This window comes from Actinospica durhamensis (genome assembly GCF_018139695.1).
GTDB lineage: Bacteria > Actinomycetota > Actinomycetes > Streptomycetales > Catenulisporaceae > Actinospica > Actinospica durhamensis.
Window position 1 is genome coordinate 34,238 of the sequence record NZ_JAGSOG010000036.1, and the last position, 13,245, is coordinate 47,482.

Below are 13,245 nucleotides of genomic sequence, written 5' to 3' on the forward strand. Positions count from 1 at the left end.
CTCAGCACCCGTAGGCAACCAGCCGCCCTGGCCGGACGTCACAGTACGCGCGGGATTGACAGGGGTGGAGGACTGACGGTGTCGGACGACGCGAACGGCCGGGTGGGCAGTGCGGCCGCGGGGGAGCCGGAACGGGACCTGCGACAGGGCCCGGGACCGGGGCAGGGCCCGGAACAGGATCCGGGGGCACGGGACGAGGGCGGATTCGGCGCGATGCTGGAAGACGCCCAGTCCACCGAGGAGTTCGTGGAACAGACCCAGCGCCGCGAACGGCTGGTACGCCGGGCGAAACGGCGGCGCCGGGCCAAGTACGCGCTGCTGTCCATGACGGTCACCGGCTCCCTCGTGGTCGCCGCGGCCTTCGTCTACGTGGCCTACGACGTCCAGCATCTGACGCACAATCTCAAGCACGTCGCGCTGCTGCCGCCCGGGGTGACCGAGCCGCCGGAGACCGTGGACGCCTACGGCCGCTCCGCGCTCAACATCCTGCTGCTCGGCTCGGACACCCGGGACACCAGCTCGGACTGCTCGCTCGGCGGCGCGTGCGTGCAGGGCGACGCGAACTCCGGCGCCAACGGCGACAGCGAGATGATCGTGCACCTGTCGGCGGACCGCAGCAACGCCACGGTGGTCTCCATCCCGCGCGACACCGAGACGCAGCTGCCGCAGTGCGCCGGCGGCGGGCGCGGCATGATCAACAGCGCCCTGCAATACGGCCCGGCCTGCCAGGTGGCCGCGGTGAACCTGCTCACCGGCGTCACCATCGACCACTTCGTCGAGTTCGACTTCTCCGGCGTGGTGGACCTGTCCACCGAGCTCGGCGGCGTCCCGGTGTGCGTGAGCGCCGCGGTGCACGACCCGTACTCGGGGCTGACCATCGGCGCGGGGGTGACCGAGGTGCAGGGCAAGCAGGCGCTGCAGTTCCTGCGCACCCGGCACGCCTTCTACGACGGCTCCGACCTCGGCCGGGAGCAGGCCACCCACATCTTCATGTCCTCGCTGCTGCGCAAGGTCAAGCAGAACGCGACGCTGACCAACATCGGCGAGATGCAGTCGCTGGCCGAGACGGTGACCAAGTACACCACCGTGGACAACGACCTCGACAGCATCACCTCGCTGCTCGACCTCGCCAACGACTTCGGCGAGGTGGCCTCGGACCGCGTCACGTTCCTGACCATGCCGTGGCAGCAGGACACCGACACCAGCGACCCGAGCTACACCTCCCGAGTGCAGGAGGACCCGGCCGCGGTGGCGCTGTTCGAGGACATTAAACAGGACAAGTCCTTCACCACCTCCGGCGGCTCCGTCAGTGCCCTGAGCAGCAGCTCAAGCGCCACCCCGGACTCCTCCGGCTCGCCCTCGCCCACCTCGAGCGGCTCGCCCTCGGCCCCGACCGCGCAGCAGATCGCGGCCTCCCAGTCGGCCGAGGCAGTGGCCAAGCAGTCCGAGACCGCGGCCGCGCGCACCCACCCGATGCACGTGGTGGTCGTCAACTCCTCCGGTGCCACCGACCGCTACCAGGCCGTGGTGTCCCAGGTGTTCCAGGACGGATTCGTCTACTCCTCCGGCAGCGACGCCACCAGCACCGTCGCGAGCACCACGCTGGTCTACTCGGCCCAGGAGGTCAAGGCGGCCCAGGAGCTCGCCACGGACCTCGACCTGCCTGCCTCGGCCCTGTCCGAAACGGGCACCGGCACCACGCTCACCCTCACCATCGGCACCGACTGGACCACCGGAAGCACGTACTCCACCGCGGGCACCTACTCGGCCAGCGCCGCGATCTCGGTGCCGAGCCAGTCCTATGAGGAGAACGGCGCCGACACCGGGGCGTGCGTGCAGGCGAACCCGGACGCCGAGACGCACTGAGCCGAGACGCGCTCAACAGGGGCCTTCGGGGCGCCGGGACACACTCGTCCGGCGCCCCGGGGGCCCCCTTTGCGTGTGCACCGTGCACGCGCAATTGCATGCGCATCGTGGGGCGCATTGTCGTTTCCATACACCTGCCGCCGGGCATTTTGTGATGGCCGAGGGGTATCGGATGCACGAATCCCGGGATACGCTTCGGTCGGTACCGTGGTTTCGTGTTTATCGCTCCAAGACCCGTGTTGACCTGCACTTTCGAACACTGCAAGTGAGGGTGTGGACGCGGAGCGTACCCGAGGCGACGGGTTTCTGGATCGCCTCGCGCGAAGGCGGGTCCGAGCCTTGGCGAGTGCGGCGTCGAAGGCGGCCGGTGGTGGGTGCGCGGTGGTGGTCCGGACCGGTATGGCCCGGAATGAATGTGTGAGATCTACCGCTGGAGTGGAACTACCGTGGCGCGTCAGTCAAGCCGCATCGCGCGCCGAGTCTTGGTCTCGGCCATGGGCGTACGATCCGTGCGCTCGATCTCCCCCCAGGTGGTGCTGGGCCTGGTGGTCACCGAACTGACCGCGCCCGCCGCGCTGTCCGAAGCGCGCCGGCTGACCGTCGGGGCGCTGGAGCGCTGGGGCCTGGCCGAGCGCGCCGGGGACGCCGCGCTGGTGATCAGCGAGCTCGCCGGCAACGCGCTGCGGCACGGCAGCGGCCCGGTCGAGCTGATCCTGCGGCGCAAGCCCACCTCGGGCGGGCCGGCCGTGATCTGCACCGTGAAGGACGCCGGCAAGTGGCGCGGCCTGGACGTGCCGGGACGCGACGACATCGAGTCCGATCTCGACGCCGAGGGCGGCCGCGGGCTGTTCATCGCGCGCGAACTGGCCGACTCCCTGATCGTGCGCGCCCCGCGCTACCGGACCGGGACCACCGTCACGGCCACCTTCACCGCGGGCGCCGGAGAGCACGGCGGGGACGAGACCAGGGCCGGACGCGGCGGCGCCGCGATCCGCGGAGTGCGCGCCTGGGAGCGCCGGGTCCGCCGGGTCTGGCCGCTGCGCGGCGCCGCCGGCTCCTGAGCCGGGCCGGGCGAGCACCGGGCCGCGCGAGGCGGGCCGGGAGTGCCGGACCCGAGACCGGGCCCTGAGCCGCGGAAAGAACCCCGTGACGCACCCACATCATCAAGTGTCTGATGACAGGACTCTGAGAAGTCAAGGGGTCAAGATTTCAGCATATCGCATAGGTCAACGCTTCGTGGGCTGATTAACAAAATCGTTGCGGAACCGTCATGACGCCTCCATCCCACGGTCGCGTCGAAGGCCCCTGCGACGGGTGTCATGGGGACGCCCCCGAACGGGCCCGTGCCGTCTACCCACCGGCACGGCGCATCCCACTTTGGAGTGTGAAACCCCATGCGCCACACCGCTCTCCGCGCCCTCGGTTCCGCCGCAGCCTGCGGCCTGGTCGCGTCCACCCTCGCCGCGGCCCCGGCCCACGCCGCCACCGACGCGTACTCCGCCTTCGTCTTCAACACCAGCTCGGCCACCGAGCCGACCATCTACAACTTCATCAACTCCGCCACCAAGACCCTCGACATGACCATGTACGAGCTCGTGGACACCACGGCCGTCAACGACCTGGTGGCCCGGGAGAAGGCCGGCGTGAAGGTGCGCGTCGTGCTCGACGGCCAGCACACCTCGTACAACGCCTCCGCCATCTCCGCCCTCAAGGCGGCCGGCGTCGGCGTGGTCGAGTCCAACACCTCCCGCTTCACCTACACCCACCAGAAGACCATCACGGTCGACGGTGACGAGTCGCTGATCCTGACCGGCAACCTGACCAGCGAGTACTACACCACCAGCTGCGACTACGGAGTCTTCGACACCGACGCCAACGACGTCGCCGCGATCGAGGCCGTGTTCAACGCCGACTACGCCAACACCGCCATCACCCCCGGCGCGGGCGACGACCTGCTGTGGTCGCCGACCACCGCCACCACCAAGCTGCTGTCCATCATCAACGGCGCCACCAAGACCCTCGACATCGAGGAGGAGGAGTTCTCCAGCTCCACCCTCATCAACGCGGTGGTGGCCCGGGCCAAGGCCGGCGTGAAGGTGCGCGTGGTGGTGGAGTACCCGTCCGACTACTCCTCCGAGGTCTCCGAGATCAAGGCGGCCGGCGGCACGGTGGTGGGCTACTCCAGCAGCACCGGCTACTACATCCACGCCAAGGCGGTCGTGGCCGACTACGGCCTGTCCGACGCCGCGGTCGAGCTCGGCTCGATGAACTGGACCAGCAACTCGCTCAACGACAACCGCGAGCTCGGCATCCTGCTCAAGGACACCGGGGTCGAGAGCGTGGTGGAGACGCAGTTCAACTCCGACTACGCCGGCGGCACCGTCCAGTAGTCGGGCGCAGTGCGCGGTAGTCCAGCACGGTAACCCTCCAGCTCGGTGCCCGGCGGCCACCGCCTCCGGGCACCGAGCTCGTGCTCGTGACCTTCACCCTGTAGGCACTGGCCGCGCGGCAGGGTAGCGTGGGAAGCGTGAGCATCTTCTTCGATCTGTTCAGCCCGGGCCAGCGGCATCGTGTCGACGAGCAGGAGCGCCTGGAACACACCCGTGAGGTGGAGGGCAACAACGAGCCCGGCCGGGGACCGATCGATCTCAGCTCCGGATCCGTCCTGATCAAGGCCTCGGCCTCCTCCTCCCGTTCCCGGGACGAGGAGGCCGAAGACACTGCGGACGAGGACGAGCCCACCGAGCAGTAGGGCCGCCCTCCGGGGCTCAGCCGACCGTCACCGGGCTCGGCGCGTGCGCCGGGGCCAGCGCCAGCTCGAGCACGTCGCGCACATCCGAGACCAGGTGGATCTCCAGCGCCTCGCGCACCTCGGCGGGCACCTCGTCCAGATCCGGCTCGTTGCGCTGGGGCAGCAGCACGACCTTCGCCCCGGCGCGCTGCGCGGCAAGCAGCTTCTGCTTGACTCCGCCGATCGGCAGCACCCGGCCGGTGAGCGAGACCTCGCCGGTCATCGCCACCTCGGCCCGCACCGGACGTCCGGAGAGCAGTGAGCCGAGGGCGGTGACCATGGTCACGCCCGCGCTCGGTCCGTCCTTGGGCACCGCGCCGGCCGGGACGTGCACGTGCACGCCGCGGTCCTTGAGGTCACCCACCGGCAGCTCGAGCTCGGCCCCGTGCGAGCGCAGGTAGGACAGCGCGATCTGCGCCGACTCCTTCATCACCTCGCCGAGCTGGCCGGTCAGGGTCACCCCGGTGGAACCGGTCTCCGGGTCGGCCAGCGAGGCCTCCACGAACAGCACCTCGCCGCCCGCGCCGGTCACCGCCAGACCCGTGGCCACGCCCGGCACCGTGGTGCGCTCGGCGCTCTCCGGGGTGTGCCGCGGGTGCCCGAGGAAGTCCGGCAGGTTCTCCGCCGTCACCCGCACCGGCAGCTCAAGCTCGCCCACCGCGGTCTTGGCCGCGGCCTTGCGCAGCACGCGGGCCAGCGAACGCTCGAGGTCGCGCACGCCCGCCTCGCGGGTGTACTCGGCCGCCAGCCGCCGCAGCGCGCTCTCGTCGATCTCGGCCTCCTGCTCGTTCAGGCCGGCCCGCTCGAGCTGGCGCGGCAGCAGGTGGTCGCGTGCGATGACGACCTTCTCCTGCTCGGTGTAGCCGTCCAGCCGCACCAGCTCCATCCGGTCCAGCAGCGGCCCGGGGATGGACTCGAGCACGTTCGCCGTGGCCAGGAAGACCACGTCGGACAGGTCCAGGTCCACGTCCAGGTAGTGGTCGCGGAAGGTGTGGTTCTGCGCCGGGTCGAGCACCTCGAGCAGCGCCGCGGCCGGGTCGCCGCGGAAGTCCGAGCCGACCTTGTCGACCTCGTCGAGCAGCACGACCGGGTTCATCGTGCCGGCCTCCTTGATCGCCCGCACGATCCGGCCGGGCAGCGCGCCCACGTAGGTGCGCCGGTGTCCGCGGATCTCCGCCTCGTCCCGCACGCCGCCGAGCGCGACCCGGACGAAGCTGCGGCCCATGGCCCGGGCCACGGACTCGCCGAGCGAGGTTTTTCCGACGCCGGGAGGGCCGACCAGGGCGAGCACGGCGCCGGAGCGGCGTCCGCCGACGGCCGTGAGCCCGCGCTCCTCGCGGCGCTTGCGCACGGCGAGGTACTCCACGATCCGCTCCTTGACGTCCGCCAGCCCCGCGTGGTCGGCGTCCAGCACCGCGCGGGCGCCGGGCAGGTCGTAGGCGTCCTCGGAGCGCTCGTTCCAGGGCAGGTCGAGCACGGTGTCCAGCCAGGTGCGGATCCAGCTGGTCTCCGGGTTCTGCTCGCTGCCGTGCTCGAGCTTGTCGACCTCCTTCAGGGCCGCCTCGCGCACCTTCTCCGGCAGCCCCGCGGCCTCGACCCGGGCGCGGTAGTCGTCCTGCTCGTCGGCCGGGCGCCCGTCCAGCTCGGCCAGCTCCTTGCGGATGGCCTCCTGCTGGCGCCGCAGCATGAACTGGCGCTGCTGCTTCTCCAGGCTCTCGTCCACGTCCTTGCGGATGGTCTCGGTGACCTCCAGCTCGGACAGGGCCGTCCTGGCCCACTCGCCGATCAGCTCGAGCCGCGCCTCCACGTCCGTGGTCTCCAGCAGCGTGAGCTTCTGCTCCAGCGTCAGGTACGGGGCGTACCCGGCGGAGTCGGCCAGGGCGGAGGGGTCCTGGATCTGCCGGATCACGTCCACGACCTGGAAGGCGCCGCGGTGCTGGAGGATCTTGACCGCGGTCTCGCGGTAGGCCTCGGCCAGCTCGCGGGCGCGGGCGGTGGAGGCCGCCACGGGGCGGATCTCCGCCTCGACCCACAGCGCCGCGCCGGGGCCGGTGGTGCCGCGCCCGATCTTGGCCCGGCCGGTGCCGCGCACCACGGCCACAGGCTGGCCGCCGCGCAGCCGTCCGACCTGCTCGATCACCGCGAGAGTGCCGTAGCCGGCGTACTTGCCGTCGGGGCGCGGGACCAGCAGCAGTTCGGGATGCTCGCCCGCATCGGGGTCGAGCCGCGCGGCGTCGATCGCGGCGCGCGCGTCGTTGTCGTTCAGGTCCAGTGGCACGACCATGCCCGGCAGCACGACCTCGTCATCGAGCGGCAGGACCGGCAGGGCCTTGGTGGTGGACGTGATCGCCATGAAAGCAGCTCCTCGGGTCGTCGTCGCCGAGCACCGGCCACGAAGGTTGAGTCTGCCCTACTCAACTTCACCGGGGCCGGTCACTGTTCCCGCCCGTGTTCGCTGTGCGCGAACGCTCCCACTCCCGGGCATGCGCCAGCCGCGCCGGGACCGGCGGGTGGGTCGCGAACAGCCGCACACTGACCGGGTTCGGCTCAAGGTCGGCGATGTTCTGCACGCCAAGGCGCCGCCAGGTGGAGATCATCGCGGCCGGATCCCCGGTCAGATCCAGGGCGTACTGGTCCGCGCGCCGCTCGATCCGGCGGCTGTAGCCGTTGAACAGCGGCCCGAGCACGCTGCCGAGCACGGTCGAGACCGCCGCGCACAGCGCCAGCGCCCGCGGATCGGCCGCGCCGGTCACGTTCGCCGCGCCGTGCAGCGCCCCGAGGCCGAGCGCCCAGGCCAGCACCGCCACCGAGACGGCCACCGCCCCGGCGCTCAGCGCCGTGCCGACCAGGACGTCGCGCCGGGCCGCGTGCCCGAGCTCGTGCGCGGTGACGCTCGCGATCTCCTCGGTGGTGCAGTGCTCGATCGTGGTGTCCCACAACACGATCCGGCGGGTACGGCCGAATCCGGAGACGTACGCGTTGTCGGCCGTGGTGCGCTTCGAGGCGTCCGACACCAGTACGTCGCGCACCCGCACGCCCGAATCCCGGGCGACCCCGAGCAGCCGCTCGCGCAGTTCCCCGGCCTCGAGCGGCCGGAACCTGTTGAACATCGGCTCGACCACCACCGGCAGCAGGAAGGAGAACACGAACACCAGCGCCACCCCGGTCGCGCCGACGATGACAGGCCACGTATGCGGCGCGTGCCGGGTGATCGCGAAGAACCCGAGCGAGGCCCCCGACAGCAGCAGCGCCAGCAGCAGGAACCCGCGCAGCGAGTCGAGCCAGTACAGCTGGCGGGTGCGGGTGCTCAGCCCCCAGGCGTGGTTGATCCGCTCGCTCCACAACGAGAACGGCAGCGCCGCCAGCCACAGCACGATCCGCAGCGCGAGCGCGCCGAGCACCGCCGTCGCGATCCAGCCGCCGCCCGCCAGGTTCCCGGCCGCCCGGCTCAGCCCGCTGCCGAGCGGGCTGAATCCGAGTGCGCACACCACCAGCAGCCCGGTGGCCATCGACCCGTAGCGCAGCGGCGCCGTGGCCCGCTTGCGCGCCCGGGAACGCGCGTACTGCTCGGGAGTGAAGTCAGCCTCGGGTTGCGTCTGCACGCTCCCATTCTGGGGGCTCGGCCGGGTCGGGCTGCGGGGGCGGCCCGATCCGGTGCCGCAGGTCCCACACCCGCGCCGCGCACCGGGCCCCCTGGCGCGCCACACCGGGCCCGGTGATGCCGCAGATGCCGCACAGGATCGCGGCCGGCTCCGGATGCCGGATCGTGGCCTCCGCGAGTAGGGCGAAGCACACCAGCCAGGCCCCGTCCACGGCCAGCAGCCGCTCGGCCGCGAGCCGGCGCGCCGGCGCCTTCCTGCGATGCCGGGCCGTCCCGCGGCCCGCGGAAACCCTAGCCATGAAAGTCATGGTAGGAAATCAATACCGGCATGCGCGGCGACACGCCGTGGCCATGATCACTTTACCGGCTCGCCGCTCGCGTTCTCTCTCGCCGCTCGCGTTCTCTACTGCGTCGGGATGTCGATCCCCGTCACGCTGCCGGAGTACTCGATGGTGGAGAGGCTGTAGGTCCACGAGCCGGAACCGGCCGGCGCGCTCGGGAACTTGTCGTATCCGGTGATCGAGCCGCCCGGCGGCACGTCCTTGGTGTAGCTCGGGTCGTCCGTGCACGCGGTCGCGGTCGAGTAGACGCTGGATTCGCCCCCGATGACCAGCTGGGCCTCGTCCTTGGTGTCCGCGTAGCAGGTGAACTGCTGGTCGGAGCCGGTGTTGTTGGTGTAGCGCAGATCGGCCTGGACCGACCCGTCCCCGTTCACCGTGATGTCCACCAGGTACACGCTCGAATAGCCGAAGGTGTCGGTTGAGATCAGCTTGTTGAGCTTGTACGTGCCGGGCTTGTAGCCGAGCACGCCGGTGGCAGTGGCGGTGGCCGTGGCGGTAGCCGTGGGGGTCGGCGTGGGGGTCGGCGTGGCCGACGGGGTCGCGGAGGTCGACGCGGCGGGCGTCGTCGCCGCCTGGCCGGCGCTGCCCGTACTCAGCGCGACGACGTCGGCCGTGGCGCTGCGCGTGCCCGTCGTCCCGCCCGGGCCGTGGTCCTTGCCCTGCGCCAGGACCACGGTCGTGGCCACGGCCGCCGCGACCACGACGGCGCCGCCGGTCGCGAGCAGCGCGTTGCGCAGCCGGTGCGGGGGTGCCGGCGGGCGCGGCGGGGCGAGCGGGACCGGCATCGGCGGCTGCATCGGCTGTGACACCGGCTGCTGCATCGGCTGTGACACCGGCTGGTTCGAGGGCGGCGGCGGGTAGGCGAGCGGGACCGTCCGCTGCGCCGCCGCGGTCGGCGGCGAGCCGGTGCCGTACCCGGCGTCGGTCTGGCCGCTGTGCCCGTTCCCGTTGCCGTTGCCGCCGAGCAGCACCTGCACCTGGGCCCGCCGCTGGACCAGCAGCTCCCTGACGCTCTCCGGCAGCCACTGGGCGTCGTGCAGCACCACGTCCTGCCCGACGATCGCGAGGTGCTCGAGCAGCTGCGCGGGGGAGGGGCGGCTCGCCGGATCGCGCGAGAGCAGCGGCCGGACCAGACCCTTGATGAACTCGGGCAGGCCGTCCAGATCCGGCTCCTGCGACACCGTGCGGTGCGCGATCGAGAGCGGATCGCCCTTGCCGAACGGACCCACCCCGCGCGCCGCGTACACCAGCGCGCAGGCCAGCCCGAACATGTCGGTGGCCGGGGTCGGCTCCTGGCCGCTGAGCACCTCCGGCGCGATGTAGCCGGGCGAGCCGACCGCCATGCCCACCGCCGTCAACGAGGTCTGCGCCTCATCCGCCAGCGCGATCCCGAAGTCGATCACCACCGGCCCGTTCGGCGCCAGCAGGATGTTGTGCGGCTTGACGTCCCGGTGCACCAGGCCGGCCCGGTGGATCGCAGCCAGCGCCTCGGCCAGGCCGCCCGCCAGCGCCGAGACCGTCGAGGCCGGCAGCGGCCCGACCGTCTTGACCACGTCGGCCAGCGAAGGCGCGGGCACGTACTCGGTGGCCAGATAGGGCCGCTCACCGGTGGTGTCCGCGTCCACGACACTGGCCGTGTAGAGCCCGGACACCGCCATCGCGGCCCGGGCCTCGCGGGCGAACCGCTCCCGGTAGTTGGGCTGGTCGGCCAGCCCCGGCCCGATCACCTTGACCGCCACGGCCCGGCCGGCCGGCGAGGTGGCCAGGTACACCCGGCCCATGCCCCCGTCGCCGATCACCGCCCGCAGTCGGTACGGTCCCAGCCGTGTCGGATCGTCCCCACCCAAACCAAGCACGGCGACAGCCTAGTACTCCCGCCGACGCGCGGTGACCGCCTCCCGTACCGCGTCCAGCAGGATGCCGACGTCCTCGGCGCCGGCCGCCGGGTTGATCAGACACGCGCGCAGCACCGGCCTGCCCCGGAACACCGAGTCGGTCACGAAGGCCCGGCCCGAGGCCTGCACGGCCGCGGCCGCCGCACGGGTCAGCTCGTCCGCCTGCCGCGGCGTCAGATCCGCCGGGGCGTAACGGAAGGCCGTGATCGAGGTCTCCACCGGCGCCGCGAGCTCGAAGTCCGGGTCGCGCTCGACCATCTCGCCCAGCAGCCGCGCGGTCGAGGTGCACGCCGTGATGTCCGCGGCCACCCCCTCCCGGCCGCGCGCCGCGATGGCCGCCCACACCGGCAGCGACCGCGGCGGCCTGGTCTGTTCGATCCCGTACTCGCTGAACCAGCCCAGCTCTCCGGCCGCGTCGTCGCGCAGATAGGCCGGCACGTAAGAGAACGTCTCGCGCAGCTGCACCCGGTCGCGCACCAGCACACAGCCGACCCCGGCCGGCACCTGCAGCCACTTGTGCGGGTCAAGCGCGACCGAGTCCGCCCGCTCCATCCCCGCGTACCGGTACGCGATCGCCGGGTCGAGCACGCCGAGGCCGCCGTACGCCCCGTCGACGTGGAACCACAGACCCTCGTCGGCGCACACGTCCGCCAGCTCGTCCAGCGCGTCGACCGCGCCCGTGCTCACCGTCCCGGCGGACCCGGCCACCAGGAACGGCACCGCGCCCTCGGCCCGGTCCGCCGCGATCGCCCGCCGCAGCGCCGCGATCTCGAGGTGGCCGTCCGCGTCCACCGGCACCGCGTGCAGGTTCGCCGAGCCGATGCCGAGCAGCTCGATCGCCTTGCGCACGCAGGAGTGCACCTCCTCGCTGCCGTAGGCCACCAGCCGCGGCGCCCCGGCCAGCCCGCGCTCGCGCACGTCCCAGCCCGCCGCGGCCAGCGCCCGCCGCCGCGCCGCCCCCACCGCCACGATCGTCGCCATGGACGCGCCGGAGGTCAGCAGCCCGGCGCCCGGCTCGTGCGGAAAGCCGATCAGCTCGGCGATCCAGCGCACCGCCGCCCGCTCCAGGTAGACGTCGCCGTGGTCCCCGCCGGCCGAGGACGGGTTCATCGCCGCAGCCAGCAGCGCCCCGGCGATCCCGGCCGGATGCGGCGCCGCGTTGACCCAGCCGAAGAAGGCCGGATGCCCGTTGCCCATCGGATAGGCGAGCACGTCGCGTTCCAGCGTCGAGAGCAGAAGCTCCTGGTCAAGCCCCCGCTCCGGCAGCGCCTGCCCCGCCAGCGCGGCCCGCAGCGGCTCCGGCACCGGCTGCCACACCGGGCGCTCGAGCAGGCCGCCGAGGTGGTCGGCGGCGATGCGGGCCGCGGCCTGGAGGATGTCGTGCGCGTCACGTGCGTCTGCCATGCCCTCCACCTTATGCGCACCACCGGATGAGCCGAATGTGGCAGGATCTTCGCGTGACGACGATCGGCTTCACCCCGGAGGAGACGGCCGCCTGGTACGCCTCGGTACCCAAGCTCGCCCTGTCCGCCAACGCGGTGCTGCGCGACCCCGAGGGCCGCGTCGCGCTCGTACGCAACACCTACCGTGAGGGCTGGTCCCTGCCCGGCGGTGTGGTCGACGACAACGAGCCCCCCGCCGACGCCTGCGTGCGCGAGGTGCGCGAGGAACTCGGCTTCGAGGTCAGCCCGGACGCCCCGGTGCGCCTGCTCGCCGTCCAGTGGGCCGAGCGCGGCCAGGGCCCGGTGCAGTTCCTGAGCCTCACCTTCGACGTCGGGGTGTGCCCCGACCCCTCCGCGCTGCGGCCGCAGGAGGACGAGATCGCCGAGATCGGCTTCTTCGCCGTCGACGAGCTGCCCGAGGACCTGCGCCCCTTCATGCGCGCCCGGATGGACGCCATCAACGCCGGCGGCTTCCACGACGTCGCGTACCTCGAGTCCCGGCTGCGCTGAGCGCGGTCGGGTCGGGGTGGATCGGCGCCCGTGCCGGAGGTCGAGGCCACGCCCTATGAGCCCCCTGATCCATCTGAGCCCCCTGAGACTTCCGCCTCCGTCGCCGCCTGCGCCGTCGCCGACGATACCCGCGAAAGCTCGCCCACCAGCTTCGGCAACGCCTCCGAGATCGGCTCCCTGATCAACTCGGTCGCCAGCTCGTCATACGGCGTCGCCTCGTCGTTGACGATCACCAGATCCGCCCCGGCGGCCACCGCCACCTCGCACAGCCCCGCCGCCGGATGCACCCGCAGCGACGTCCCCACGGCCAGGAACACCGCACTGGCCCGCGCGAACTGCGCCGCCCGCCCGATCACCTCCGGGTCCAGCTGCTGCCCGAACATCACCGTCGCGGGCTTGAGAATCCCGCCGCTGCGCTCACACTTCGGATCCGGCTCCCCCGCCTCGATCCGCGCGAGCACACCGTCGAGCGTCCCGGTCCACCCGCACTTGGGGTCGGTGCACACGACCTCGAACATGTTGCCGTGCAACTCGAGCACCTTGCGCGGACTCGACCCGGCCCGCACATGCAGCCGATCCACGTTCTGCGTCAGGATCCGCACCGACCGCTGCCGCTCCAACTCGACCAGCGCCAGATGCCCCGCATTGGGCTGCGCCCCCCGCGCCGGATTGTCCCGCCGCGCCAGCCAAGCCCGCGCCCGCAACTCCGGATCGCGCAGATAAGACACGATGTCCGCACTCAGCTCCGCCACCGGGTTCCTGGTCCACACCCCCTCCGACCCCCGGAAGTCCGGAATCC

Annotated in this window: 11 protein-coding genes; 5 read left to right on the plus strand and 6 right to left on the minus strand. The window is 72.1% G+C overall.

The features are described from left to right. Nucleotides 1-78: 78 nt before the first annotated feature. The 4 genes from KDL01_RS10350 (at nucleotide 79) to KDL01_RS10365 (ending at nucleotide 4,618) form a co-directional block, all read left to right on the plus strand. On the plus strand, nucleotides 79-1,866 hold the full coding sequence (locus KDL01_RS10350) for an LCP family protein (RefSeq protein ID WP_212528183.1): 1,788 nt from the start codon (nucleotides 79-81) through the stop codon (nucleotides 1,864-1,866). Nucleotides 1,867-2,360: 494 nt separating this feature from the next. After that, nucleotides 2,361-2,927, plus strand: a complete 567-nt coding sequence (locus tag KDL01_RS10355; protein ID WP_212528184.1) for an ATP-binding protein — start codon at nucleotides 2,361-2,363, stop codon at nucleotides 2,925-2,927. Nucleotides 2,928-3,260: 333 nt separating this feature from the next. After that, the gene (locus tag KDL01_RS10360; protein ID WP_212528185.1) at nucleotides 3,261-4,256 is read left to right on the plus strand and encodes a phospholipase D-like domain-containing protein; all 996 of its coding nucleotides are present in this window, start codon (nucleotides 3,261-3,263) and stop codon (nucleotides 4,254-4,256) included. Between the two features lie 137 nt (nucleotides 4,257-4,393). Then, complete coding sequence (locus tag KDL01_RS10365) at nucleotides 4,394-4,618, plus strand: DUF6191 domain-containing protein (protein ID WP_212528186.1); 225 nt, start codon at nucleotides 4,394-4,396, stop codon at nucleotides 4,616-4,618. A gap of 16 nt (nucleotides 4,619-4,634) precedes the next feature. On the opposite strand, the gene lon is transcribed toward KDL01_RS10365, so the two are convergent. The 5 genes from lon to KDL01_RS10390 form a co-directional block, all read right to left on the minus strand. Further along, entirely contained in the window at nucleotides 4,635-7,010 is a 2,376-nt protein-coding gene (gene lon / locus KDL01_RS10370) for an endopeptidase La (RefSeq protein WP_212528187.1), read from the minus strand. Nucleotides 7,011-7,077: 67 nt separating this feature from the next. Beyond that, nucleotides 7,078-8,259, minus strand: a complete 1,182-nt coding sequence (locus tag KDL01_RS10375) for a M48 family metallopeptidase (RefSeq protein WP_212528188.1) — start codon at nucleotides 8,257-8,259, stop codon at nucleotides 7,078-7,080. After that, nucleotides 8,237-8,557 (minus strand): hypothetical protein, encoded by a 321-nt coding sequence (locus KDL01_RS10380; RefSeq protein ID WP_212528189.1) that lies wholly within the window; start codon nucleotides 8,555-8,557, stop codon nucleotides 8,237-8,239. Before KDL01_RS10380 ends, KDL01_RS10375 begins: the two co-directional genes overlap by 23 nt. Before the next feature lie 104 nt (nucleotides 8,558-8,661). Further along, nucleotides 8,662-10,455, minus strand: a complete 1,794-nt coding sequence (locus KDL01_RS10385) for a serine/threonine-protein kinase (RefSeq protein ID WP_212528190.1) — start codon at nucleotides 10,453-10,455, stop codon at nucleotides 8,662-8,664. 9 nt (nucleotides 10,456-10,464) lie between these two features. Then, nucleotides 10,465-11,898, minus strand: coding sequence for a pyridoxal phosphate-dependent decarboxylase family protein (locus KDL01_RS10390; protein WP_212528191.1), 1,434 nt, complete (start codon nucleotides 11,896-11,898; stop codon nucleotides 10,465-10,467). A 53-nt stretch (nucleotides 11,899-11,951) separates the two neighbouring features. Between KDL01_RS10390 and KDL01_RS10395 the strand changes: the two genes are divergently transcribed. Next, a complete protein-coding gene (locus KDL01_RS10395) occupies nucleotides 11,952-12,446 on the plus strand; it encodes an NUDIX domain-containing protein (protein ID WP_212528192.1) in 495 nt (164 codons plus the stop codon). A gap of 53 nt (nucleotides 12,447-12,499) precedes the next feature. On the opposite strand, the gene KDL01_RS10400 is transcribed toward KDL01_RS10395, so the two are convergent. After that, nucleotides 12,500-13,243 carry an SIR2 family NAD-dependent protein deacylase gene (locus KDL01_RS10400; protein WP_368861541.1) on the minus strand — a complete coding sequence of 248 codons (744 nt, stop codon included), beginning with the start codon at nucleotides 13,241-13,243 and terminating at the stop codon, nucleotides 12,500-12,502. Nucleotides 13,244-13,245: the final 2 nt, after the last annotated feature.

Coding starts and splice junctions, on each gene's coding strand:
- KDL01_RS10355 (WP_212528184.1), top strand. CDS start 2,361: ATGGGCGTACGATCCGTGCGCTCGATCTCCCCCCAGGTGGTGCTGGGC.
- KDL01_RS10360 (WP_212528185.1), top strand. CDS start 3,261: ATGCGCCACACCGCTCTCCGCGCCCTCGGTTCCGCCGCAGCCTGCGGC.
- lon (WP_212528187.1), bottom strand. CDS start 7,010: ATGGCGATCACGTCCACCACCAAGGCCCTGCCGGTCCTGCCGCTCGAT.
- KDL01_RS10380 (WP_212528189.1), bottom strand. CDS start 8,557: ATGGCTAGGGTTTCCGCGGGCCGCGGGACGGCCCGGCATCGCAGGAAG.
- KDL01_RS10390 (WP_212528191.1), bottom strand. CDS start 11,898: ATGGCAGACGCACGTGACGCGCACGACATCCTCCAGGCCGCGGCCCGC.